Origin of the sequence: Pseudomonas sp. WS 5051 (genome assembly GCF_012985715.1) — a bacterium.
Taxonomy (GTDB): domain Bacteria; phylum Pseudomonadota; class Gammaproteobacteria; order Pseudomonadales; family Pseudomonadaceae; genus Aquipseudomonas; species Aquipseudomonas bubulae.
Map to the genome: position 1 here is coordinate 1 of NZ_JAAQWV010000027.1, position 21,572 is coordinate 21,572.

General features: G+C 57.6%; 25 protein-coding genes and 5 tRNA genes. 17 read left to right on the forward strand and 13 right to left on the reverse strand.

The window, feature by feature from the left end:
• Window positions 1-319: 319 nt before the first annotated feature.
• From HBN79_RS23595 to HBN79_RS23625, 7 genes are all read left to right on the forward strand, one after another.
• Window positions 320-395, forward strand: a tRNA-Ala gene (locus HBN79_RS23595).
• A gap of 76 nt (window positions 396-471) precedes the next feature.
• Window positions 472-547 (forward strand) — tRNA-Glu (locus HBN79_RS23600).
• A gap of 50 nt (window positions 548-597) precedes the next feature.
• Window positions 598-673 (forward strand) — tRNA-Ala (locus HBN79_RS23605).
• A 77-nt stretch (window positions 674-750) separates the two neighbouring features.
• Window positions 751-826: transfer RNA gene (locus HBN79_RS23610), tRNA-Glu, on the forward strand.
• Window positions 827-977: 151 nt separating this feature from the next.
• On the forward strand, window positions 978-1,412 hold the full coding sequence (locus HBN79_RS23615) for a thioesterase family protein (RefSeq protein WP_095002275.1): 435 nt from the start codon (window positions 978-980) through the stop codon (window positions 1,410-1,412).
• A 73-nt stretch (window positions 1,413-1,485) separates the two neighbouring features.
• The gene (locus HBN79_RS23620) at window positions 1,486-2,445 is read left to right on the forward strand and encodes a tRNA-dihydrouridine synthase (RefSeq protein WP_095018966.1); all 960 of its coding nucleotides are present in this window, start codon (window positions 1,486-1,488) and stop codon (window positions 2,443-2,445) included.
• Window positions 2,446-2,567: 122 nt separating this feature from the next.
• Window positions 2,568-3,020: an Hsp20 family protein gene (locus HBN79_RS23625; RefSeq protein ID WP_016780349.1), complete on the forward strand. Its 453-nt coding sequence runs from the start codon at window positions 2,568-2,570 to the stop codon at window positions 3,018-3,020.
• A gap of 140 nt (window positions 3,021-3,160) precedes the next feature.
• On the opposite strand, the gene pbpG is transcribed toward HBN79_RS23625, so the two are convergent.
• The 3 genes from pbpG to HBN79_RS23640 form a co-directional block, all read right to left on the reverse strand.
• Window positions 3,161-4,099, reverse strand: a complete 939-nt coding sequence (gene pbpG, locus HBN79_RS23630; protein WP_095021194.1) for a D-alanyl-D-alanine endopeptidase — start codon at window positions 4,097-4,099, stop codon at window positions 3,161-3,163.
• Window positions 4,100-4,377: 278 nt separating this feature from the next.
• Window positions 4,378-4,587 (reverse strand): helix-turn-helix transcriptional regulator, encoded by a 210-nt coding sequence (locus HBN79_RS23635; protein ID WP_095002278.1) that lies wholly within the window; start codon window positions 4,585-4,587, stop codon window positions 4,378-4,380.
• Window positions 4,588-4,596: 9 nt separating this feature from the next.
• A complete protein-coding gene (locus HBN79_RS23640) occupies window positions 4,597-5,148 on the reverse strand; it encodes a DUF2975 domain-containing protein (protein ID WP_095002279.1) in 552 nt (183 codons plus the stop codon).
• A gap of 219 nt (window positions 5,149-5,367) precedes the next feature.
• Here HBN79_RS23640 and HBN79_RS23645 point away from each other — a divergent pair, with 219 nt between their 5' ends.
• Window positions 5,368-6,309: a class I SAM-dependent methyltransferase gene (locus tag HBN79_RS23645; protein WP_095024552.1), complete on the forward strand. Its 942-nt coding sequence runs from the start codon at window positions 5,368-5,370 to the stop codon at window positions 6,307-6,309.
• A gap of 285 nt (window positions 6,310-6,594) precedes the next feature.
• Here the strand turns inward: HBN79_RS23645 and HBN79_RS23650 are convergent, their stop codons facing one another.
• Window positions 6,595-7,113 (reverse strand): DNA starvation/stationary phase protection protein, encoded by a 519-nt coding sequence (locus tag HBN79_RS23650; protein WP_095002281.1) that lies wholly within the window; start codon window positions 7,111-7,113, stop codon window positions 6,595-6,597.
• Window positions 7,114-7,318: 205 nt separating this feature from the next.
• Here HBN79_RS23650 and HBN79_RS23655 point away from each other — a divergent pair, with 205 nt between their 5' ends.
• Together HBN79_RS23655 and HBN79_RS23660 are read left to right on the forward strand one after the other, a co-directional pair.
• Complete coding sequence (locus HBN79_RS23655) at window positions 7,319-8,014, forward strand: AzlC family ABC transporter permease (protein ID WP_095002446.1); 696 nt, start codon at window positions 7,319-7,321, stop codon at window positions 8,012-8,014.
• Window positions 8,011-8,322 carry an AzlD domain-containing protein gene (locus HBN79_RS23660; RefSeq protein ID WP_095002282.1) on the forward strand — a complete coding sequence of 104 codons (312 nt, stop codon included), beginning with the start codon at window positions 8,011-8,013 and terminating at the stop codon, window positions 8,320-8,322. Before HBN79_RS23655 ends, HBN79_RS23660 begins: the two co-directional genes overlap by 4 nt.
• Here HBN79_RS23660 and HBN79_RS23665 read toward each other — a convergent pair.
• From HBN79_RS23665 to HBN79_RS23675, 3 genes are all read right to left on the reverse strand, one after another.
• Window positions 8,270-8,464 carry a hypothetical protein gene (locus HBN79_RS23665; RefSeq protein WP_095002283.1) on the reverse strand — a complete coding sequence of 65 codons (195 nt, stop codon included), beginning with the start codon at window positions 8,462-8,464 and terminating at the stop codon, window positions 8,270-8,272. The two genes, HBN79_RS23660 and HBN79_RS23665, sit on opposite strands and share 53 nt — an antisense overlap.
• A gap of 94 nt (window positions 8,465-8,558) precedes the next feature.
• The gene (locus tag HBN79_RS23670; protein ID WP_016780355.1) at window positions 8,559-8,753 is read right to left on the reverse strand and encodes a hypothetical protein; all 195 of its coding nucleotides are present in this window, start codon (window positions 8,751-8,753) and stop codon (window positions 8,559-8,561) included.
• Window positions 8,754-8,909: 156 nt separating this feature from the next.
• A complete protein-coding gene (locus tag HBN79_RS23675; protein WP_095002284.1) occupies window positions 8,910-9,260 on the reverse strand; it encodes a hypothetical protein in 351 nt (116 codons plus the stop codon).
• A gap of 231 nt (window positions 9,261-9,491) precedes the next feature.
• Between HBN79_RS23675 and HBN79_RS23680 the strand changes: the two genes are divergently transcribed.
• Entirely contained in the window at window positions 9,492-10,310 is an 819-nt protein-coding gene (locus tag HBN79_RS23680) for a shikimate 5-dehydrogenase (protein ID WP_095021191.1), read from the forward strand.
• Window positions 10,311-10,349: 39 nt separating this feature from the next.
• Here the strand turns inward: HBN79_RS23680 and HBN79_RS23685 are convergent, their stop codons facing one another.
• Window positions 10,350-11,021, reverse strand: a complete 672-nt coding sequence (locus HBN79_RS23685) for a DUF480 domain-containing protein (RefSeq protein ID WP_095002286.1) — start codon at window positions 11,019-11,021, stop codon at window positions 10,350-10,352.
• A gap of 107 nt (window positions 11,022-11,128) precedes the next feature.
• Window positions 11,129-12,436: an MFS transporter gene (locus HBN79_RS23690; protein WP_095025102.1), complete on the reverse strand. Its 1,308-nt coding sequence runs from the start codon at window positions 12,434-12,436 to the stop codon at window positions 11,129-11,131.
• Between the two features lie 110 nt (window positions 12,437-12,546).
• On the opposite strand from HBN79_RS23690, the gene HBN79_RS23695 reads away from it, so the two are divergent.
• Window positions 12,547-13,056: a DUF1993 domain-containing protein gene (locus tag HBN79_RS23695; protein ID WP_016780360.1), complete on the forward strand. Its 510-nt coding sequence runs from the start codon at window positions 12,547-12,549 to the stop codon at window positions 13,054-13,056.
• 724 nt (window positions 13,057-13,780) lie between these two features.
• Here HBN79_RS23695 and sstT read toward each other — a convergent pair.
• On the reverse strand, window positions 13,781-15,013 hold the full coding sequence (gene sstT, locus HBN79_RS23700) for a serine/threonine transporter SstT (protein ID WP_095018960.1): 1,233 nt from the start codon (window positions 15,011-15,013) through the stop codon (window positions 13,781-13,783).
• A gap of 281 nt (window positions 15,014-15,294) precedes the next feature.
• Between sstT and HBN79_RS23705 the strand changes: the two genes are divergently transcribed.
• Window positions 15,295-16,458, forward strand: coding sequence for an MFS transporter (locus HBN79_RS23705; RefSeq protein ID WP_095024555.1), 1,164 nt, complete (start codon window positions 15,295-15,297; stop codon window positions 16,456-16,458).
• On the opposite strand, the gene nhaR is transcribed toward HBN79_RS23705, so the two are convergent.
• Entirely contained in the window at window positions 16,445-17,344 is a 900-nt protein-coding gene (nhaR, locus tag HBN79_RS23710; protein ID WP_095002289.1) for a transcriptional activator NhaR, read from the reverse strand. The two genes, HBN79_RS23705 and nhaR, sit on opposite strands and share 14 nt — an antisense overlap.
• A gap of 135 nt (window positions 17,345-17,479) precedes the next feature.
• Between nhaR and HBN79_RS23715 the strand changes: the two genes are divergently transcribed.
• Both HBN79_RS23715 and HBN79_RS23720 read left to right on the forward strand, forming a co-directional pair.
• On the forward strand, window positions 17,480-17,719 hold the full coding sequence (locus HBN79_RS23715; RefSeq protein ID WP_095002448.1) for a hypothetical protein: 240 nt from the start codon (window positions 17,480-17,482) through the stop codon (window positions 17,717-17,719).
• A gap of 30 nt (window positions 17,720-17,749) precedes the next feature.
• Entirely contained in the window at window positions 17,750-18,505 is a 756-nt protein-coding gene (locus tag HBN79_RS23720) for a TerC family protein (protein ID WP_095002290.1), read from the forward strand.
• A gap of 60 nt (window positions 18,506-18,565) precedes the next feature.
• On the opposite strand, the gene HBN79_RS23725 is transcribed toward HBN79_RS23720, so the two are convergent.
• Complete coding sequence (locus tag HBN79_RS23725; RefSeq protein WP_165446485.1) at window positions 18,566-18,733, reverse strand: hypothetical protein; 168 nt, start codon at window positions 18,731-18,733, stop codon at window positions 18,566-18,568.
• Window positions 18,734-18,957: 224 nt separating this feature from the next.
• Between HBN79_RS23725 and HBN79_RS23730 the strand changes: the two genes are divergently transcribed.
• Window positions 18,958-19,635, forward strand: coding sequence for a hypothetical protein (locus HBN79_RS23730; RefSeq protein ID WP_095021187.1), 678 nt, complete (start codon window positions 18,958-18,960; stop codon window positions 19,633-19,635).
• Window positions 19,636-19,752: 117 nt separating this feature from the next.
• Here HBN79_RS23730 and HBN79_RS23735 read toward each other — a convergent pair whose 3' ends face one another.
• Complete coding sequence (locus HBN79_RS23735) at window positions 19,753-21,036, reverse strand: FAD-binding oxidoreductase (protein WP_095021186.1); 1,284 nt, start codon at window positions 21,034-21,036, stop codon at window positions 19,753-19,755.
• Between the two features lie 184 nt (window positions 21,037-21,220).
• Here HBN79_RS23735 and HBN79_RS23740 point away from each other — a divergent pair.
• A tRNA-Val gene (locus HBN79_RS23740) sits at window positions 21,221-21,297 on the forward strand.
• The last annotated feature ends 275 nt before the right edge of the window (window positions 21,298-21,572 follow it).

The window sequence follows — 21,572 nt, forward strand, 5'->3', positions numbered from 1 at the left end:
GGGCAATCATGCGCAAATATCTGACAGGTATTTGGGCATGCATCCGCAGCGGTGAGCCTTTTGATACGGCCAAGCTTTTCGATGAAAAACACCTATCGAAAGCTTGACCTGCAACAGAGTATCTACAAGGTTTTGGTTGGGGTTTGGCCCCGTATTTACGGGGCGGGAAGGGTAAGTGGTTGTTCTCACGGCAAATTTTTTTAAAAAAGTTTAAAAATAAGTTTGACAGCCTACCCATCCAGTCTTAATATGCGCCCCGTCAACACAGCAACACGAAACAAGCAGAACGCAACACAGCAACACCCAATACTGAAAGTTTGGGGCTATAGCTCAGCTGGGAGAGCGCTTGCATGGCATGCAAGAGGTCAACGGTTCGATCCCGTTTAGCTCCACCAAATTTACTGTTCAATGCCTGGCCACACCGGCATTGAATCGACCAGCACTCAGCGCGGGTCAAGTTAGAAGGTTTGTGTCCCCTTCGTCTAGTGGCCTAGGACACCGCCCTTTCACGGCGGTAACAGGGGTTCGAGTCCCCTAGGGGACGCCAGTTTTACAGAAGCAGCACTTCGGTGATGCTCCGCCGCCAGGCGATAAATCGGGGCTATAGCTCAGCTGGGAGAGCGCTTGCATGGCATGCAAGAGGTCAACGGTTCGATCCCGTTTAGCTCCACCAATTTACAGTTCAATGTCGGGCCACACTGGCATTGGATCGATCAGCACTCAGCGCTGATCACTGTTAGAAGGGTTTGTGTCCCCTTCGTCTAGTGGCCTAGGACACCGCCCTTTCACGGCGGTAACAGGGGTTCGAGTCCCCTAGGGGACGCCACGATTACCCGCTTTGCGGGATTTATAAGGGTCATTCGATTATTGAATGACCCTTTTGTTTGTCTGCAGTTTTTTAATTCCAGCTCTTCAAGTTTCCCGTCGCCCCCTCTGCGTTACACTGCGCTCCTTATTTATGTACAGGGAGACAAGGCATGAGTTGGGATTTGGCAGCGCCGTTTATCATTGACCTGCAGGTGCAGGCCGAAGACATTGACGGGTTTGGTCATGCCAATAACGCGTCCTATGTGGTCTGGCTGGAACGCTGCGCCTGGCGCCACTCGCAGCGCCTGGGCTTGGACCTCACCGAGTACCGTCGCCTCGACCGCGCCATGGCGGTCTCCCGTCATGAAATCGACTATCTTGCCAGCGCCTACGAAGGCGATGAGCTGCAGCTAGCCACCTGGATTGTCGATTGTGACCAGCGCCTGCGCATGACCCGTCACTTTCAATTGGTGCGCCCCTGCGATGGTGTGACCCTGTTGCGTGCCCAAACCACCTTTGTCTGCATCGAACTGTCCACGGGCAAGGCCAGGCGCCTGCCGCCCGAGTTCCTTGACGGTTATGGCCCGGCTGTCGTGACGGCCTGACCGTCAGCGCCTGCGCATACCGATTGCCCGCAGAACCGCGTAAACTGCCGCACGTTTTTCATGAGAGTCACCCATGCAAATTGCTTTGGCGCCGATGGAGGGGTTGGTCGACAACATCCTGCGTGATGTCCTGACCCGCACCGGCGGTATTGATTGGTGTGTGACCGAATTTATTCGGGTCACCGAACGGCTTTTGCCCGAAGCCTACTTCCATAAACTCGCTCCCGAGTTGCAGCACGGTGCGCAAACGCGTTCCGGCGTGCCGCTGCGCGTGCAGTTGCTGGGCTCGGACCCGGCGTGCCTGGCCGATAACGCGGCATTGGCCTGTGAGCTGGGCAGCGGGGTGATAGACCTCAATTTTGGTTGTCCGGCCAAGACCGTGAACAAGTCCCGTGGCGGGGCAGTGTTGCTCAAGGAGCCCGAACTGCTGCACGCCATCTTGCTGCAAGTGCGTCGCACCGTGCCTGCGCATATTCCGGTCACTGCCAAGATGCGCCTGGGCTTCGACACGCCCGACAGCGCCAATGAGTGCGCAATCGCCCTGGCCGAAGGCGGCGCCAGCCAGATCGTGGTGCATGCGCGGACCAAAATGGATGGCTACAAGCCGCCTGCGCATTGGGAATACATTGCCCAGGTGCAGGAAGCGGTCAAGGTGCCGGTGTTTGCCAATGGCGATATCTGGTCGGTTGAAGATTGGCGTCGTTGCCGCGAAATCAGTGGCGCTGAAGACATCATGCTCGGCCGTGGTCTGGTGTCGCGCCCCGATCTGGCCGCGCAAATTGCCGCTGCCCGCGCCGGTGTTGAGGTAGTGCCGATGACCTGGGCCGATTTGCAGCCCATGATCCGCGACTTCTGGGCCCAGGCCGAGGCCCAGCTGACCCCGCGCTCGGCACCGGGGCGGCTCAAGCAGTGGCTGGCAATGTTGACCCGCAACTATCCTGAAGCGGTGGTGTTGTTCAATGCCATGCGTCGTGAAACAGACTGTGAGAAGGTCCGGCACATGGTCAACAACCCGCCTGTCGATGTGGCTTGAAGCGTCTGAAAAAAATTTCAAAAAAAGCCTTGAAATGGTTTTGACGGTCCCTATCTAAGGGGTACGCGATGCCGAAAACGGGTCGCGTAACAAAATCTCGCTGAAATCAGGAGGATGAAATTATGAGCAACGCTTTTTCAATGGCGCCACTGTTCCGTAATTCTGTCGGCTTTGACCGTTTTAGTGATTTGTTTGAAACCGCACTGCGCAACGATTCAAGCGGCGGCTACCCACCTTACAACGTTGAAAAACGGGGTGAAGACAGCTACCGCATCGTGGTAGCAGCTGCAGGCTTCCAGCAAGATGATCTGGACCTGCAAGTAGAGAAAGGTGTGCTGAGCGTCAGCGGCAGCAAACGCGAAAGCACCAGCGAAGAAGGCGTGACCTTCTTGCATCAAGGTATTGCACAGCGGGCATTCAAATTGTCCTTCCGCCTTGATGATCATATCGAGATCAAAGGCGCAAACCTGAGCAATGGTTTGCTGAGCATCGACCTGCAGCGGGTGGTGCCGGAAGAGGCAAAAGCCAAACGCATCCCGATCAATGGGGATTCGCAGCCTGCTCTGCAAAACTGATCTGAGCATGTGCCAGGCAAGAACCCCGTCCAGGTGACGGGGTTCTTTCTATCCGCAGTTTGTAACGAGCAGTACGCAGGCATTTGTCCCCGATCCTCTCCCCGGGGCAAGTGCCTGCATTTCATCTCACCCGTACTTCTTCACTTACCCGCCTGACCTGCTGTCAGCTGGTTTTTCTGCAGGTTTTTTTCGGCTTTGTAGCGCAGGGCTACGTCGGGCACACCGCCACTTTTACCGGTTTCCACCCAGTTGCGAATTCGACCGGCATCGGCGAAGTGGGTGTACTTGCCAAAGGCATCCAGAATGACCAGGGACACCGGGCGCCCACCCATTTCAGTGACCAGCACCAGGCAATGACCGGCCTGATTGGTAAAGCCGGTCTTGGTGATCTTGATATTCCATTTGTCTTTTCTGACCAGGTGATCGGTGTTGCTGAAACCCAGGCTGTAGTTGGGTTTGCGGAACGCCACGGTCTTTTCCTTGGTGGTGCTCAACTGGCTGAGCATCGGGTAATGCCGCGCCGCTGCCAGCAGCTTGCTCAGGTCGCGGGCAGTGGATACGTTGTGGATCGACAACCCGGTCGGCTCAACATAGTGAGTGCTCATCATGCCCAGGCTTTTGGCCTTGGCATTCATCGCCGCGATAAAGGCTACATAACCCCCCGGATAGTGGTGGGCAAGGCTGGCGGCTGCCCGGTTTTCCGAAGACATCAGGGTGATCAGCATCATTTCGTGACGCGACAGCTCGCTGCCGATTTTTACCCGCGAAAACACGCCCTTCATCTCCGGGGTGTCGCTGATATTGACCGAAATGGATTCGTCCATCGACTGCTTGGCATCCAGCACTACCATGGCGGTCATCAATTTGGTGACGGAGGCAATTGGCACGATGGCGTCAGGGTTGCTGGCAAAAATCACTTTGTTGGTTTGCAGGTCGATCAGCAGCGCACTGCCTGAGGCGATGTGCAGTTGCGAGGTATCCCGTGGGGCCGAAGTGCTTTCAGCCGCTGCGGCGATTGAAGAAGCACTGGTGCCTGCCAGAACTAAACACAGGCTCAAAATGGAAAAATGAATTTTCACGCAGAATGACTCAAGAAGGGTTGGGAAGTACCGGGCTGCAACGGCTGTTATACACATGACGTTACATTTAGTCAGTATGGATCAGTGGCGGCAGAAATGCCTGATTTTGCAGAGGTTTGTCAGAGAAAATCCGAATATACCGGTAAAAAGGTTGGGTGCCGCGGCGAGCCTAGCAGGAGGATGCTGTTGGTTGGCTGAACGGACTGGAGGCTTTGAAGTGCAGGCAGGCAGAGCCTGGTGCGCCGCCTGCGAGGGCTTGGCCTCGCAGGCGTGCGTGCTTACGATTCCGGTTGATAATGCAGCAAGTCCCCCGGCTGACAATCCAGTGCGATGCAAATGGCTTCCAGGGTTGCCAGCCTGATGCCCTTTACTTTCCCTTGCTTGAGCAGTGACAGGTTCTGCTCGGTAATGCCCACCCTGTGCGCCAGGTCCTTGGATTTGACCTTGCGCATGGCCAGCATGACGTCCAGCTTGATCTCGATCGGCATTTTGGCCTCTTAAACGAACTGCTGATTTTCCCGCGCCAACGAACACGCCTTGTACAGGCTGCGGGCGATGATCATAAGGGAAGCCGAGAGGAACAAGGCAACAAGATGCGACGGCTCGAAGCTGATCGTGAGCAAGCGCTCGCCCGCAGGCCGCAAAATGGTGATCCAGACACTCATGACCGGGGTTAACAGGAGGCTGGCCAGCACCCATATAGAAACGCTTTTACCCACTTTACCCAGCAACTCGGCAGATTCGGTCGAGAAATACTCGCCCTTGCTGTAGGCCAGAAACAGGCTGCGCAGGGCCAGCAAGCCTTTGGCGAGTATCAGCAGGGGGATGCTGGACAGGGTTATGGCACCAGCAACCTGCCACCAGGGCATCAACGGGATGTCGGCCTGCAGTGTTTCGGTCATGGCGCTCAGGTTGAACCCGCCCACATAAGTGCCTATGGCGTTGGGGAAAATCCAGTAAGCGATATTGGCCAGCAACATACCCGCGACAAGTGCCAGCGTGGTTGTGGCCAGGATGCGGCTGCGATTGGCAAGGGGATCGGTTTTCATCGAACAGTCCTTCTGGTTCTGCTTGTGGTTATAAAAAGCCCGGAATCCGCCCAGGGAAAGCGTATTGCCCTGCGCAGTGAAACTATCGTATTGCGATAAAAAATTATTGTAAAACGATAATATCACCCTCTGAATTAACAAATATTTCCACTGTGCCGATTAGGCAGGGCAGTGCAATTGTGTAAAATGCCGGCCCCTTGAAATTGACCGGTCGGCCTGATGACTCCTGAAGCGTTAACCACCCTGCACCAGCACTTATTGACTGCACTGCAGGCTGTGCCTGCTGAAACCCGGCGTTTGTTCCATGGGCGTGGACGTTGCTGGCCCGGGCTTGAGCAGTTGACGGTGGACTGGTTGCAAGGCGTGGTGCTGGTTTCTCTGTTCAAGGAGCCCGAGGCCCTGCAACTGGCTGCACTCAAGCAACTGCTGCAGGCCATTGTTCAGTCAGCCGCATGGCAGGCCAGCGGTGCACACACACTGGTGCTGCAACATCGCTATACGCTGCAAAGCGACACCGAGTGGCTGGTGGGCGAGGCAATTGACGAGTGGACGCTGACTGAAGGCGGATTGCGCTATCGCGTGGACCTGGGCCGCAAACAGAACAACGGCCTGTTCCTGGACATGCGTTATGGTCGTGACTGGGTAAGGGCCAATGCCGGGGGCAAGCGAGTGTTGAACCTGTTTGCCTATACCTGCGGTTTTTCAGTGGCCGCCATAGAAGGCGGCGCCCAGCATGTGGTCAACCTCGACATGTCCCGTGCGGCCCTGAGCCGTGGCCGCGACAACCATCGCCTGAACGGGCATGACATGAGCAAGGTGACGTTTCTGGGTCATGAGCTGTTCAAGTCCTGGGGCAAGGTGAAAAGCACCGGGCCTTACGATCTGGTGATCATCGATCCGCCGTCATTTCAGAAAGGCAGCTTTTTGCTGACCAAGGACTACCAGCGCGTGGTGCGCCGCCTGCCGGAGTTGCTCGGTGAAAACGGCACAGTACTGGCGTGCATGAATGACCCGGCACTGGGTTCGGACTTTTTGATCGATGGCGTGACCCGTGATGCGCCGAGCCTGCGTTTTGTTCAGCGCCTGGACAACCCGCCGGAGTTCCCGGACGCCGATGTCGAGTGCGGCCTCAAGGCGCTGGTGTTCAGGCAGGGCGTTTGACAGGCGAAAAAAAGCCCGCAGGGGAGGTGCGGGCAAGGGGTTCATTGAATGAGCAATGAGCGCTGCGAATATACCGCTCGTTGCGTTCGAAGACTGTGAAACAAAATTCATGGTTCTGCGGGTGCTCGTGACCGTAGCAGCTGGCGCAGGAACAAGGCTGCGTCCGGCGGCGAAGCCGTCGTAAAGTCAGAGCACAGGTTTTTACAGATAAACCGCATGCTCTGGTTTTACGATCGCTTGGCAATCGAACGCAGCCTCGTTCCTTCGGCAGCTGCTACGCAGGGGTTATTTGGTACGCGACGACTCAAACAGGAACCACACGCGGCGCTCGGCCTCGTCGATCCAGTTTTCCAGCAGGCTGGTAGTCGCCACATCGCCCAGCTCGGAGCACATGTCGTGAGTCTCACGCATATAGGCGGCCAGCTGGATATTGTCTTCGCGCAGTTCTGCCAGCATGTCTTCCGGCGTCACGAAGTCGGCGTCGTTGTCCAGCAGGCGTTGCAGCTTCTTGATGTGGCCGATGGAGCGGATTGTGGTGCGCCCCAGCTTGCGCACACGCTCGGCGATGGCATCGGTGGTCGCGTAGATCTGGTCAGCCTGCTCGTCGAGCAGCAGGTGGAAATCACGGAAGTGTGGGCCGGACATGTGCCAGTGGAAATTCTTGGTCTTCATGTAGATGGCGAAGGTGTCTGCGAGCAGCGCGTTCACTTCGGCTGCGATATCGATACAGGCTTTTTCGCTCAGTGCCGTAGGTGTGCGCAGATCGGCCTTTCTGCTTTCCTTGGCGGATTTCAGGTCTTTCATGGTGGTTCCTCGTGGCAGCGGTTGATCGGAATTAACGTCTCTTGAATGCGGCTGACTAAAGACCAGGTTTGCTCTCTCGTCAAACGCGGCGGGCTGTTTTCACGCGGTCCGCGTCAAGTTATGAGGGCAGCAGAGCAAGATCGTTCAAGACTTTTTACCCTGATGTTGCGACCCTTTGCCGCTGCTTACTGCCGGAATGTTTTTGATGCCTGATGCCCTTGCTCGAACCGCGTTTATGCGCGGCGCAATTGCCTGCCTGCCGCTGACCCTGGCGTGTGCCCCCTGGGGGCTGCTGGCCGGTTCCACCGCAATCGATGCCCAGCTGACCCCCGCGCAAAGCCAGGGGCTGTCACTGTTTGTGTTTGCCGGTGCGGCGCAACTGGTTGCCATTGGCATGATCAAGGGCGGTGCCAGTGCGATTTCGATTCTGGTCACCACCTTGCTGCTGACCTCGCAACACTTGCTCTATGCCATGCACTTGCGCCCTCTGGTGGCGCCGCTCGAGCCCAAATGGCGCTTCGGGCTGGGCTTTTTGCTCACCGATGAGTTCTTTGCCCTGGTCAGCCCCTTCGACCAGAACACCTTCAATCGCTGGTATGCCCTGGGTGTGGGGCTGTGCATGTATGTGGGCTGGAATATTTTCACCCTGCTGGGCGTGGTGCTGGGCAAGAGCATCCCGGGGCTGGATCAGCTAGGGCTGGAGTTCTCGATCGCGGCCACCTTTATCGCGTTGATTACCCCGGTGGTGCGCAATATCCCGACCGTGGTCTGCGTGGCGGTCTCTTTGTTCACGGTGGTGGTGTTCAGTCACTGGCAGTGGGAGTCGGCGATTGTGCTGGCCGGGTTGGCGGGTATGGTCGCGGGCTATGCCTGCAAGCGGCTGGGAGGGTACTGGGCATGATCTGGGCAATTATTGGCGGGATGACGTTGATCCTGTTTTTCAACCGCTACCTGTTTCTGGAACCACGCTTGCCGATTCGCCTGAATCGAGGGGTGAAGGAGTTTTTGGGCTTTGCCGTACCGGGGATGCTGACGGCGATTTGCGGGCCGATCATTTTCGTCAAGGACCATCAGCTGGATCTGAGCCTGGCCAACCCCTACCTGCTGGCCGGGTTGTGCGCCATCGGGCTGATGCTGTGGAGCCGCAATGTGCTGCTCAGTGTCGCGTTGAGTGTGGCGCTGTTTTATCTGTTTCGCTGGTGGCTTTGAGCTGGGCGGCGGCGCGCGAGGTAAACGGGCCGCTGACGGCAACGCCGTCACTGACCACATACCAGCATGCCAGCAGGCCGTCGGCACGCAGCGGGGCGGGAACGGCACTGCCGATCACCGACATGACATGAATCTTGGGCATACAGACCTCCTTCAACAATGGCGCTACCTTACGGGCTGTGCCGCTGCGCAAGAAATCATTGCGCGTGATAGTGGTCATTGATGTCGATGAGGTGTCAGTCAACCACCTGATCGAGCATGTGCATCACTTCCTGATCACTCAGCAGCCCTTCGCGAACCAGGTGCTGGGTCAGCAGGGATAGCAGTTTGGCGGTGCGGTGACCTTCGAGCTGCTTGAGCTCGGTCAGAGTGTTGTACACCTTGCTGGAGGTGCAGAGCCCGACGATATGGTGCGGGTTTTGTGTAGGCATAAAGGTCGTCCTTGTTTTTATGAATGTGCCGATTGTTGCGCCAGCCAAGCTGCATGATGCCGCAGTCCGGGGCGTTACGGTGTCTTGTCCGCGACATTCACATGATCTATCCGGACCTGCCGGCAGCTGTCCAAGCCTGCCGGCTGCCAGCACCGGTTACCAGCGCGGCGGGCCGTAGTAACCCCGTGGCGGACCGTAGTACACCGGTTGCGGTCGACCGTAGTAGCCCTGATAGTAAACGGGCTGGGGCGGCTGGACATACACCGGTTGCGGTTGGTAATAAACAGGTGGGGCCTGTACGTAAACCGGCTGTGGCTGCACATACACCGGTTGCTGCACATACACCGGGCGCTGTTCGTGGCCAGCGATAACCGAGCCAACCACCGCGGCACCCACCACCGCGCCAAAAATTGCAGGCCCGGGGCCCCAGCCACCATGGGCCGATGCCTGCCCTGCAACAGCCAGGGTGCCGATAAGCAAAGCGATTTTGGGGATGCTACGCATCATGACGATTCCTCGAATTCCCGCCCCGACGATTCGGCCTGCACCAGACCGCAGTTAAACCCGGGGATAACATTAAGACCGTATTTATTTTAAAAACTGCGAAGCGCCCGGGTAAATTTTGTGTAAGGTCTGCGGGCGCTGAGACGATTCAGCGTTGGCGCTCCACTATGATCCAACAAAACTCCCGGTACGGCTTGTGCCGTCCATCTAAAAGCATTCAGCAAGGAGATGAGCATGCAAATGAATCCGGACAAAGACACCCGACTGTGCATATCGTTGTCGGGTCGACCGGGTAATTTCGGGCTGCGTTTTCATAATCATCTATACGAACAACTGGGCTTGAACTTTTACTACAAGGCCTTCAGCAGCAAGGATCTGGCGGGCGCAGTGACTGGTATCCGGGCATTGGGCATTCGTGGTTGCGGCGTGTCGATGCCGTTCAAGGAGGCCTGCATCGAGCTGGTGGACGAACTGGACACGTCAGCCCGGGCCATTGCCTCGATCAACACCATCGTCAACACCGACGGCCACCTCAAGGCCTATAACACCGACTACATAGCCATTGCCCAACTGCTGGACAGCCATAAAGTACCCAAAGACACGACCTTTGCCCTGCGCGGCAGTGGCGGCATGGCCAAGGCGGTGGCATCGGCCCTGCGCGATGGCGGTTATCGCAATGGCCTGATCGTTGCGCGCAACGAGGCAACAGGGGCGGCGCTGGCGGCAAGTTGCGGTTATGAATGGCAGCCTGAGCTGGGCGAGCGCAGGCCGCACATGCTGATCAATGTTACACCTGTCGGCATGGCGGGCGGGGCCGAGGCCGATGATCTGGCTTTCGAGGCAGATGCCATTGATCGTGCGGATATTATCTTCGACGTGGTGGCGATCCCGGTTGAAACACCCCTGATCGTGCGCGGTCGTGCCCAGGGCAAGCAGGTCATCACCGGGCTTGAGGTTATTGCCATTCAGGCCCTGGAGCAGTTTGTGCTGTACACAGGTGTGCGGCCCACCGCCGAGCAGTTCCAAGCGGCCGTGGCATTCGCGCGCAGCTGATGGCGATTGGGGGCGAGTGAGCTCGCCCCCAAAACGCTTTTACTCCAGCTCTGCCAGACGGGCTTCGAGGGCTGCAATACGCGCCTCAAGGGCTTCGAAACGCTCTATCGAGACTGCCTGCGCGCTTGAGCGTTCTGCAGGTTGCTGGCGTGCAGTCATGATGGTTTCGATATCGGCCGGGTCGCCCAAGGCGTGCATGTAACGGTCTTCTCGCTGGCCGCTCTGACGCGGTACCAGCAGGGCCAGGTCGCGGGCAATCAGGCGTTCCAGCTGATGCTGGACCTGTTCGGTGTCTTCAAAGTCGTGCATGCGCGAACTGCGGGTCAGCAACTCGTTGAGGGTTTGCGGACCGCGCAGAAAAAGCAGGCCCAGCAACACCACTTGCGCAGGCACCAGCTCCAGCGCCTTGTCGACCTTGTGTTCCCAGCGATCAGCGCGGCTGCCCATCACCAGGCGGGTAAAGCCACGCCCTTCGAGGGCGCGCAGGCTTTGCCCGACCTGGCCCTGGGTCAGGTTGAGCACCGGCTCGCGGCTGGTTTTCTGGTTGCACGCCAGCACCAGGGCATTGAGCGTCAGGGGGTAGGTTTCCGGGTTGGTGGCCTGTTTCTCGATTAGGGAGCCGAGAATACGGATCTCGGTACTGTTGAGCAGAGGTCCTGCGTCAGCATCGTTTGGTACCTGTTCTGAGAACTGATCAGCGGGAACGTCCATTTTCATCTCCAATTTGAGTAACCGTTGCCAGCGACCATTGTGGTGTTTTTTGCGCGGTAGAGCGACTGGCATCTAGCCCCGTCTGTGGCAGAGAGTCTTTTTGCGTGTCAGCGGTTAACCACTTTGGCAGGCAGCGCGATCACCAGCAGGCAGCTCACTAGCAGGCAACTGGCGAAGAACCACAGCGCGCCGGAACTGCTGCCCGTTACGTCGATGGCGATACCCATCAGGGAATTGCTCACCAGCCCTGCGATATTGGCCAGCGAACACGCGAGGGCGAAGCCGGTAGCGGCAGCACGGCCCTTGAGAAAGGTGGCCGGCAAGCTGAAAAACACCGGTACGGCGCCAATGATGGCGGCCGAGGCAATGGCAAACAGCAAAACGATCACAAGCAGGTTGTCGCTGAAAAAAGTGCTGGCTGCCATCGCGGCCGCGCCAATCACAAAGGGCACAATGATATGCCAGCGGCGTTCTCGATGGTGGTCGCTGCTGGCGCCAATCATCAGCATGCCGATCAGGGCGGCAACGCTGGGCAGGGCGGTGAGCAGGCCAATATGGAAGTTGTCGGCCACACCGGCGTTACGGATAAACGTCGGCATCCAGAATGCCATTGCGTAGGCGCTAAGCAGGATGGAGAAGTCGATACCCCCCAGCATCCAGATCTTGAGGTTAAAGAACCCGTCGCGAAAACTGTGCTTGCTGTTCTGGCCTTCGGCGTTGTCCTGGTGCAGTTGCTGTTCCAGTAACGCTTTTTCGTCGGCGTTCAGCCATTTTGCCGTGTGATGGCTGTCTGGCAGAACCCAGAAGGTCAGGATGCCCAGCAATACGCTGGGGATCGCCTCAAGCACAAACAGCCACTGCCAGCCGCGCAGCCCCGCCGTATTGTCGAAGGCGACCATGATCCAGCCCGACAGTGGCCCGCCGACGACACTGGACAGCGGCATGCCGATCATAAACAGGGCAATGATGCGGCCCCGTCGCTGGGTCGGGAACCAGGTGGTCAGGTAATACAGCACCCCGGGCAGAAAACCGGCTTCGGCCACCCCCAGCAGAAAGCGTACAACATAGAACTGGGCAGGCGTGGTGACCAGCAGGGTGCAGGCCGAAAGCAGGCCCCAGCTGATCATGATCCGGGCTATCCAGACCCTGGCGCCGACTTTCTCCAGAAGCAGATTACTGGGTACCTCGAACAGGATATAGCCGACAAAAAACAGCCCCGCCCCCAGGCCAAATGCCGTTTCGCTGAACTGCAGGTCACCTAGCATCTGCAATTTAGCGAAGCCGATATTGATCCGGTCCAGATAAGCGGCCAGATAACAGAAGCAGAGAAAGGGAATGAGTTTGCGGGTGATTTTGCGATAGAGCGCCTGGGTCGGGTCCGCTGCTGGAACTGTAGAGGGATGAGCAGAGGGCATATGGGTGTCCAGGGGCTGAGCTTGGGGTTGATCTTCATACACCAGATGGGCGCTGGCGTGTCTATAATCGGCGCACATTGCATTCCTGCCCACAGACTGTCGAGACTTCCATGACTATCTCTCTGTACGCCGCTTCCGTTCCCGTGTTCAAACAAATGCTCAACGCCCTGAGCGGTGTGCTGGCCAAGGCTGAAGCTCACGCAACGGCCAAGAACATCGACCCGAGCGTGTTTTTGCAAGCACGCCTGGCCCCGGACATGTTCCCGCTGGTGCGTCAGGTGCAAATCGCAGTTGATTTCACCAAGGGTGTTTCGGGCCGTCTGGCTGAAATCGAATTGCCAAAATATGACGACAGCGAAGTGACCTTTGCCGACCTGCAAGCCTTGATCAGCAAAGTGCTGGCGTTTGTCGACGGGATCAAGCCAGAGCAAATCGATGGCAAGGAAGGCATCGAAATCATCACCCGTCAGGGCACGCCTAAAGAAAAACGCTTCACTGGCCAGGCTTACCTGCTGACCTACGGCCTGCCGCAGTTCTTCTTCCATGTGACCACGGCTTACGCGATCCTGCGCCACAATGGTGTTGAGATCGGCAAGCGTGACTACATGGGCGCGTTCTAATCAAGCGCACTGTGTCAGCGCCTTGGTCATTCAGACCTACCGGGTTGCAAGCATCGCAGGCAAGCGAGCTCCCACAGGTTCATTGGCACCCTCAGCGTCAGGTGCTGGCCTGATCCACTGTGGGAGCGGGCTTGCTCGCGATGGCAGCGCCCCGGTTATTTAGACAGACCGAGTTGCAAGCATCGCAGGCAAGTCAGCTCCCACAGGTTCATTGGCACCCTCAACGCCAGGTGCTGGCCTGACCCACTGTGGGAGCGGGCTTGCTCGCGATGGCAGCGCCCCGGTTATTTAGACATACCGAGTTGCAAGCATCGCAGGCAAGCGAGCTCCCACAGGTTCATTGGCACCCTCAACGCCAGGTGCTGGCCTGATCCACTGTGGGAGCGGGCTTGCTCGCGATGGCAGCGCCCCGGTTATTTAGACATACCGGGTTGTAAGCATCGCAGGCAAGCCAGCTCCCACAGGTTCATTGGCACCCTCAACGCCAGGTGCTGGCCTGACCCACTGTGGGAGCGGGCTTGCTCGCGATGGCAGCGCCCCGGTTATTTAGACAGACCGAGTTGCAAGCATCGCAGGCAAGTCAGCTCCCACAGGTTCATTGGCACCCTCAACGCCAGGTGCTGGCCTGACCCACTGTGGGAGCGGGCTTGCTCGCGATGGCAGCGCCCCGGTTATTTAGACATACCGAGTTGTAAGCATCGCAGGCTTGCCCGCCCACATGGCCTCAGCCCTGTTGCAGCGGCTTGTCTTCCTGGGCCATACAGGCCGCCGCAGTAAAGAGTACGTCGGTGGAGGAGTTGAGCGCGGTTTCCGCCGAGTCCTGCAGGATGCCGATAATGAAGCCCACGGCCACCACCTGCATGGCAATCTCGCTCGGGATGCCGAACAGGCTGCACGCCAGCGGAATCAACAGCAGCGAACCGCCCGCCACACCCGATGCGCCGCAGGCGCAAATGGCTGCAACCACACTCAGCAAAATAGCAGTCGGAATATCGACCGCAATCCCCAGTGTATGCACGGCAGCCAGGCTCAACACGGTGATGGTAATCGCCGCGCCCGCCATATTGATGGTGGCCCCCAGCGGGATGGACACCGAGTAGGTGTCTTCATGCAGGCCCAGACGCTCGCTCAACGCCATGTTCACCGGAATGTTGGCCGCCGAACTGCGGGTGAAAAACGCGGTAATCCCGCTTTCGCGCAGGCACAGAAATACCAGCGGATACGGGTTGCGACGCAACTTCCAGAACACAATCAGCGGATTGACCACCAGCGCCACAAACAGCATGCAGCCAATCAACACTGTGAGCAGGTGCAGATAACCCAGCAGGGCACCGAAGCCCGAAGAGGCGAGGGTGGCAGCCACCAGGCCGAAAATGCCCAGCGGTGCAAAGCGGATAACTACGCGCACGATCAGGGTGACACCGTTGGACAGGTCATTGAGTACGGTGCGGGTAGTGTCGCCGGCATGACGAATGGCAATGCCCATGCCGATGGCCCACGCCAGGATGCCGATAAAGTTGGCATTCATCAGTGCGCTGACCGGGTTGTCGACCACACTCAACATCAGGCTTTGCAGTACCTCGCTGATACCCCCGGGGGCGGTAATGGCGATGTTCTCGGTGGCCAGTACCAGATTCGACGGGAACAGCATGCTGGCGATAACGGCCACCACAGCAGCAGCAAAGGTGCCGAACAGGTACAGAACCAGAATCGGGCGGATATGGGTTTCCTGGCCGTGCTTGTGGTTGGCAATCGAGGCCATGACCAGTACAAACACGAGAATCGGCGCAACGGCTTTCAAGGCGCTGACGAACACCTTGCCGATAAAGGCCACCGAAAGCGCTGCCGAGGGCGCAAGCCATGCCAGCAAAATACCTGCAATCAGACCGATCACAATCTGGGTTACCAGGCTGGTGCGCATGAGCTTTTGCAGCAGGGTAGGTGGAGCGTCAGTCATAAAGGTTTCTCTAGTTGTTCTGGGTAGCGCATTGAAAAACTGTGGGGCGATCGGCGGCAAACGGGCAGGCTGATCGACGCAAGTCGGCGGGATACGAACTTTATCATAGACGTGTAGGTGCTTTCCTACGCAGGGGCAATCTGCCACATCCGTGGTTGAACTTGTTTCGGGTTACATCGCTTCAAGGTGAAGCATTCTGTTACCATTGCCCATCCCCCACTTTTCTTCAAATCAGCGGGCCTTTCGGGCTTTCGCTGGCCTCGTTGTCTCTGGAGTTATTCATGCTGTTGCCCATCCTGCTGCTGTCTGCGGCCGGCTTTACCGTGCTCACCACCGAATTTGTCATCGTCGGCCTGCTGCCCTCGATAGCCCGCGACTTGGAGGTCAGCGTGCCCCAGGCCGGTTTGCTGGTGACCTTGTTCGCCTTTACGGTTGCTGCCCTCGGGCCGTTTTTGACCGCCTACTTTGCGCGTTTTCAGCGCAAGCGCCTGTTTATCTCGATTTTGCTGATGTTCGCCTTCGCCAACACCGTGGCGGCGCTGGCGCCGAACATTTGGGTGATGGCTTTTGCGCGGCTGCTGCCGGCATTGGGGTTGCCGGTGTTTTGGGCTCTGGCTAGCGAAACGGCGGTGGATATCGTAGGCCCGGATTACGCCGGGCGGGCGATTGCCAAAATCGGGTTCGGCATCGTTTGTGCGACGGTATTTGGCATTCCTGTAGGCACCCTGATCTCGGATGCTTGGGGCTGGCGCAGTGCCTTCGGTATTCTGGCGGTGGTCGCCCTGGCCAAGGCGCTGTTGCTGTGGATCTATTTACCTGTCACCCGGGCAGTGAAAGAAAGTGTCACTCTGAGTTCGCAGTTTGCCCTGCTGCGCAGCCCATTGATGATTGGCCATATCGTGTTGTCCGTTCTGGTGTTCAGCGGCATGTTTACGGCCTACACCTATCTGGCCGATATTCTTGAGCGCCTGGCAGGCTTTGACGGCACGCTGGTGGGGTGGTGCCTGATGGGCTTTGGCGCCGTAGGCCTGATCGGCAACTCGTTGGGCGGGCGCATGGTGGATCGCCATCCGCTGATCGCCTCGATGGTGTTTTGTGCCTTTATGATCGGCGGCCTGGTGGCGCTGGTGCCGAGCATTCACTCAACCCTGGGCCTGGCGGCGGCCATGGGCATATGGGGGGTGACCCAGGCGGCCATGTTTCTGGTCAGTCATGTGCGGCTGATGAAAGTTGCCCCCCATGCCCCGGCATTTGCCGCGTCGCTGAACATTGCCGGGGCCAATCTGGGGATCGGCCTGGGTGCGATGGTGGGGGGCCGGGTAATCGATAGCTATGGCCTGGGTAACCTGGGGTTTGCTGCCGCCGGGTTTATCCTGGTATCGATTCTGCTGGCGCTGGTGCTGATGACTGCCAAGGCGCCGCCAGTGTGTGCTAGCGCGGGGTAAACAACTCGCGGCGTGCCCCCTCGGTAATCGCAACGATACCGGGGTGGCGGATCTTGCGCTCCACGGTAATGGCGTAGAACGATTCGGTGACCGCCTCGGTGTGGCCGATCAGTTCGACATCAAACTGACGCATCACTTCCTGGGCAATCACGCTGGGTGCGATAAAGACGCCGATCCCCGACTGACCGAAAGCCTGCATCAGCGCGCTGTCATCAAATTCCCCCACGATTCGCGGCTGGATCTGCTGCTCGGCCAGCCAGCGCAACAAGCGGCTGCGCAGCATGGTTTCGGGCCCGGGGATCAGTAGCGGCGCGCCTTGCAGGCAATGCGGAAAGTTTTCGGCATAGTCTTGGGCCAGCGTCGCAGTAGCAAAAAAACTGATGCCGCACTCGCCCAGTTTTTGACTGAAACCCTTGATATCCAGGTGCGAAGGCATAGGGCTGTCGGAAATTACCAAATCAAGACGCTGAATAGCGAGGTCCGCGAGTAGCCGGTCAAGCTTGTCTTCGCGACAGGTGATGCGAATCGGTTTATCCAGCTCCATGGTCGGAGCAATCAGGCGGTACACAATCGACTTGGGCACCACGTCGGCCACACCCACTCGAAACAAGATCTGTTGTTCCTTGGGCGCCATGCGCAGCATGCTTTCCAGTTCACTGCCGACCTGAAAGATCTGCTCGGCATAAGGCAGCACCTGGCGTCCGGTCTCGGTCAGCTCCAGTTGGCGTCCGACCCGGCGAAACAACGGCAGGCCATAGGTATCTTCGAGCAGGCTGATTTGCCCGCTGATCGTCTGCGGCGTGAGGTTCAGTTGCTCGCAAGCGCGAACAATGCTGCCGGTCTTGGCCACGACCCAGAAGTAATGCAATTGGCGGTAATTAAGCATCAGCGTCGCAACACTTCGTAAAAACCGAAGTATAGCGTTTAAAAATACGAATTTTCCTGAAGTGTTGGATTCTCTAGAATCCCGCGTTATGCGCAAGCCACTTTGGTGGCCGCCGGTTTAGAGAGGGAAATGACCATGAACATGAAAAAAGCAGCAGTAGCCGTACTGTTATCGGCAGGTTTGCTGGCGATTGCGGGTTGCGACCAGGCTGAAAAAGCCGCGCAACAGGTGCTGAGCAAAACCGCTGAATCCGCTAAACAGGCAATTGATGACACTCACAAGGCTGCGGAGCAAGCGCTCAGCGAAGCCACCGGTGGGCTGATTGAAAAAGAAAAGCCTGAGCAAGAAAAGCAAGATTCATCTAAAGCTATTTAACTGGTCTTACTGCAGAGTCCGAACACACCTATGGAATATCTTTTACAACTGGCTGCCAGCCCCGCAGCCTGGGTCGCTTTAGCCACGTTGATCGTGATGGAAATCGTGCTGGGTATCGATAACCTGATCTTTATCTCGATTTTGACCAACAAACTGCCTGAGCAATACCGCACCAAGGCACGCCGTATTGGTATCGGCATGGCGCTGATCCTGCGTCTGGGCTTGCTGGGTACCATTGCCTACATCGTGCAACTGACCACGCCGGTATTTGAAGTGCTGGGCAAGGCCTTCTCGTGGAAGGACATGATCCTGATTGCCGGTGGTCTGTTTCTGGTGTGGAAGGCCACCAGCGAAATCCACCACAGCATGACTCCGCAAGTGGAAGAAAAGGCCGACAGTGTGTCGTCGAAAGTCACCTTGGGCTTTGCCGCTGCCATCGGCCAGATCCTCATGCTTGACCTGGTGTTTTCCATCGACAGCATCATTACGGCGGTGGGCATGACCGAGCACTTGCCGATCATGGTGATTGCAGTGGTGGTGGCGGTGATGGTGATGTTGCTGGCTTCGGAGCCTCTGGCCAAGTTCATCAACGACAACCCGACCGTAGTGATGCTGGCCCTGGCCTTCCTGATCATGATCGGCATGACCTTGATCGCTGAAGGGTTCGGTGCCCATGTGCCGAAAGGTTACGTGTATGCAGCGATGGCGTTCTCGGCCACGGTTGAAACACTCAACATTGTGGCGCGTCAGATCCGGGAAAGGCGTCAGGCTGCGCTGATCAAGTAAACGCAGGTTGATGTTAAAAAGCCGTCCACTCTCTTTGGGGTGGACGGCTTTTTTGTGGGTTCAATGTGCGCTTGCTGCGCCAGCTACCGGTTTTTCAGGGATATCTTGCGGTTTTGCCTGCACCTGCGGGTGATGATGGCGGCTAATACGCATCAGGCCCCAGAGCATGGCGCCAGCAACGGCCAGCCAACCGGCAATCAGCAGAAAAATAGTGAGTATCGGGCTCATCAGTGCCTCCTTTGCCCCCTACGGGCTCAAACACACGCTAAGCAGATGACAGTCTAGCCTGTGCGATGTTGCAGTCTATTGACCGAAGGTCGTGTAGGGCTAATCGATTCGCTCTATATCAGCCATTGGGCTGTGGCTTAAGGCTATACCTCGCATTATTGGCGCCCTATGATTGACGGTCATGGCGGACTTTGAGGTCTGGCGTTTATTAAGAGCGAGGCAATATGCGGGCAGTGACAGGGGCAAAATCGGCGCGGCTGTGGCTGATGGGGGTGTTTGCGTTAGCGATGGTGGGCTGCGCCAGTGTCGAACCCCCTGAGTTTCGACGCTTGCCAGAACGGGTAGAGCTCAATGGCGTGCCGTTTTTCCGCGGCAATGCCAACCAGGGTGCCCCGCAAATATTGGCGGGCATGCTCAGTGAGCAAAGAGTCCGCATCACCCCCGGACTTTTGGTCAAACCGCTGCAGTTACCGGGTGCCGAAGCCTCATTGCAATCTAATATCGAGCAGCTTGCGGCGGGTTACGGGCTGATGGTGTACCCGCTGGACAAATCCCTGTCTGCGTTGCTGACTCAAGTGGCAGCCGGCTACCCGGTGATGCTGCGATTTAGCGACGGCACCCTGTGGTCCGAGCCGCGCTACGCGATGCTGGTGGGTTACAACCGCGCCAAAGGCACGGTGTTGCTGCGTTCAGGTATGGAGCGTCGGCGGTTGATGGACTTCAGCAAATTCGAGTCGGCGTGGAAGGATGCTGGCGGCTGGGCCGTGCTGATCCTGTCGCCAACCCAGTTGCCGGCCAACGTCGACAAGACCCGCTGGCTGAAAATTGCCAATGAACTGTCCCGCTCGGGCCAGGAACAGGCCGGGGCTACAGCGATCAAGACTCTGGAGTCCCAAAAGTAAGCGTTGGCATCACCCTGTGGGAGCTGGCTTGCCTGCGATGCAAGCGACGCGGTGTGACTGGCACAACGCAGCGATGCCATCGCGAGCAAGCCCGCTCCCACATAGCCACCACAAGAGTTAAAAGCCGAACTTGTCCCGCAAGCTGTAATACCAGGCACCCAAAGCAGTCAGCGGTGTACGCAACAGCTGTCCGCCGGGGAAAGGGTAGTGGGGCAGATCGGCAAACGCATCAAAACGCTCTGCCTGCCCGCGCAGGGCTTCAGCCAGCACCTTGCCAGCCAGATGGGTATAGGTCACGCCATGCCCGCTGCAACCTTGTGAGTAATAGATGTTGTCACCGATACGACCGACCTGAGGCAGGCGTGACAGCGTCAGCAGGAAGTTGCCCGTCCACGCGTAGTCAATTTTCACATCCTTGAGCTGCGGGAAAGCCTTGAGCATTTTCGGCCGGATAATCGCCTCGATATTGGCAGGGTCCCGTGCGCCATACACCACGCCACCCCCGAAAATCAGACGCTTGTCACCGGACAGGCGATAGTAGTCGAGCAAGTAGTTACAGTCCTCAACGCAATAGTCCTGTGGCAACAGAGTCTTGGCCAGCTCATCACCCAGGGGCTCGGTGGTGATTACCTGTGTACCGCAGGGCATGGACTTGGAAGCCAGCTCCGGTACCAGATTGCCCAGATAGGCATTGCCTGCGACGATAATGAACTTGGCTCGCACCTTGCCCTGGGGGGTATGCACCACAGGATTGGCGCCGCGTTCAATGCGAACAGCGGGGGACTGCTCATAAATGGTGCCGCCCAACGACTCCACGGCAGCGGCTTCGCCCAGCGCCAGATTAAGCGGATGAATATGCCCGCCGCTCATATCCAGCAGCCCGCCCTGATACTGATCACAGGCAACCACTTCACGAATCCGGCGCTGATCCAGCAGCTCCAGTGACGTATTGCCATAACGCTCCCAGAGTTTTTTCTGCGCTTCCAGATGGCCCATCTGCTTGGCGGTGATGGCGGCAAACACGCCGCCGTCTTTCAAATCGCACTGGATCTGATACTTGGCCACACGCTCACGAATGATCTTGCCGCCTTCAAAGGCCATCTGCCCCAGCAACTGAGCCTGCTTGGCGCCGACAGTGCGTTCGATCACATCGATATCGCGGCTGTAACTGTTAACGATCTGGCCGCCATTGCGTCCGGAAGCACCGAACCCCACCTTCGCTGCTTCCAGGACCGTGACCTTGAAGCCGGCCTCCAGCAAAAACAGCGCACTCGACAGCCCGGTATAACCGGCGCCGATAACACACACATCCGTCTCCACCTCGCCCTGCAGGGCAGGGCGCCCAGGGGCTGGATTGGCTGAAGCCGCATAGTAGGACTGGGGATAGGGAGTGTTCGACATTCTGCAGCCTCTGTTTTATATTTTTTACGAGTGAAGCCGATGCTACCTGAGTTGAAAACCGCCCGCCAGCCACTGGCGGCTAAGTGTTTTCGGGTTAAAAATAAAAAATTCGACTATTCATAGGGTTAGCTGCAAAAAAGGTGTTGACACCCCTCCGCAAATCTATAGAATGCGACCCCACAGCAGGCACGTAGCTCAGTTGGTTAGAGCACCACCTTGACATGGTGGGGGTCGTTGGTTCGAGTCCAATCGCGCCTACCAAACAAAATCCGCTCTGCTGGGCGGTCTAGAAGGGCTCACCGAAAGGTGGGCCCTTTTTTGTTGTCTAAGAAAACGTTCACAAATTATAGGCTTCGTTCACACAAGGCAATGTGAACGTGAATTCATGCCTGCCTCTGTTCACACTCTGTGAATCGCCCCTAGTTTCGTAGACACCTCCAAGCCTTAAAATGAGGCCCATTAGGAGGTGCCATGAGCAACCAGCGATATCCCGAAGAATTCAAAATCCAGGCGGTCAAACAAGTGACCGAAAAGAA

Excerpts from the sequence above, each read along its gene's own strand:
- HBN79_RS23640 (WP_095002279.1), bottom strand. The coding sequence starts at position 5,148 with ATGAAAACCGATCCCCTTGCCAATCGCAGCCGCATCCTGGCCACAACC.
- HBN79_RS23680 (WP_095021191.1), top strand. The coding sequence starts at position 9,492 with ATGCAAATGAATCCGGACAAAGACACCCGACTGTGCATATCGTTGTCG.
- HBN79_RS23620 (WP_095018966.1), top strand. The coding sequence starts at position 1,486 with ATGCAAATTGCTTTGGCGCCGATGGAGGGGTTGGTCGACAACATCCTG.
- HBN79_RS23625 (WP_016780349.1), top strand. The coding sequence starts at position 2,568 with ATGAGCAACGCTTTTTCAATGGCGCCACTGTTCCGTAATTCTGTCGGC.
- HBN79_RS23685 (WP_095002286.1), bottom strand. The coding sequence starts at position 11,021 with ATGGACGTTCCCGCTGATCAGTTCTCAGAACAGGTACCAAACGATGCT.
- HBN79_RS23670 (WP_016780355.1), bottom strand. The coding sequence starts at position 8,753 with ATGCCTACACAAAACCCGCACCATATCGTCGGGCTCTGCACCTCCAGC.
- HBN79_RS23735 (WP_095021186.1), bottom strand. The coding sequence starts at position 21,036 with ATGTCGAACACTCCCTATCCCCAGTCCTACTATGCGGCTTCAGCCAAT.
- HBN79_RS23665 (WP_095002283.1), bottom strand. The coding sequence starts at position 8,464 with ATGCCCAAGATTCATGTCATGTCGGTGATCGGCAGTGCCGTTCCCGCC.
- HBN79_RS23725 (WP_165446485.1), bottom strand. The coding sequence starts at position 18,733 with ATGAGCCCGATACTCACTATTTTTCTGCTGATTGCCGGTTGGCTGGCC.
- HBN79_RS23650 (WP_095002281.1), bottom strand. The coding sequence starts at position 7,113 with ATGAAAGACCTGAAATCCGCCAAGGAAAGCAGAAAGGCCGATCTGCGC.
- HBN79_RS23675 (WP_095002284.1), bottom strand. The coding sequence starts at position 9,260 with ATGATGCGTAGCATCCCCAAAATCGCTTTGCTTATCGGCACCCTGGCT.
- HBN79_RS23655 (WP_095002446.1), top strand. The coding sequence starts at position 7,319 with ATGCCTGATGCCCTTGCTCGAACCGCGTTTATGCGCGGCGCAATTGCC.
- HBN79_RS23705 (WP_095024555.1), top strand. The coding sequence starts at position 15,295 with ATGCTGTTGCCCATCCTGCTGCTGTCTGCGGCCGGCTTTACCGTGCTC.
- HBN79_RS23635 (WP_095002278.1), bottom strand. The coding sequence starts at position 4,587 with ATGCCGATCGAGATCAAGCTGGACGTCATGCTGGCCATGCGCAAGGTC.
- HBN79_RS23730 (WP_095021187.1), top strand. The coding sequence starts at position 18,958 with ATGCGGGCAGTGACAGGGGCAAAATCGGCGCGGCTGTGGCTGATGGGG.
- HBN79_RS23695 (WP_016780360.1), top strand. The coding sequence starts at position 12,547 with ATGACTATCTCTCTGTACGCCGCTTCCGTTCCCGTGTTCAAACAAATG.
- HBN79_RS23645 (WP_095024552.1), top strand. The coding sequence starts at position 5,368 with ATGACTCCTGAAGCGTTAACCACCCTGCACCAGCACTTATTGACTGCA.
- HBN79_RS23615 (WP_095002275.1), top strand. The coding sequence starts at position 978 with ATGAGTTGGGATTTGGCAGCGCCGTTTATCATTGACCTGCAGGTGCAG.
- HBN79_RS23690 (WP_095025102.1), bottom strand. The coding sequence starts at position 12,436 with ATGCCCTCTGCTCATCCCTCTACAGTTCCAGCAGCGGACCCGACCCAG.
- HBN79_RS23720 (WP_095002290.1), top strand. The coding sequence starts at position 17,750 with ATGGAATATCTTTTACAACTGGCTGCCAGCCCCGCAGCCTGGGTCGCT.
- nhaR (WP_095002289.1), bottom strand. The coding sequence starts at position 17,344 with ATGCTTAATTACCGCCAATTGCATTACTTCTGGGTCGTGGCCAAGACC.
- HBN79_RS23660 (WP_095002282.1), top strand. The coding sequence starts at position 8,011 with ATGATCTGGGCAATTATTGGCGGGATGACGTTGATCCTGTTTTTCAAC.
- HBN79_RS23715 (WP_095002448.1), top strand. The coding sequence starts at position 17,480 with ATGAACATGAAAAAAGCAGCAGTAGCCGTACTGTTATCGGCAGGTTTG.
- sstT (WP_095018960.1), bottom strand. The coding sequence starts at position 15,013 with ATGACTGACGCTCCACCTACCCTGCTGCAAAAGCTCATGCGCACCAGC.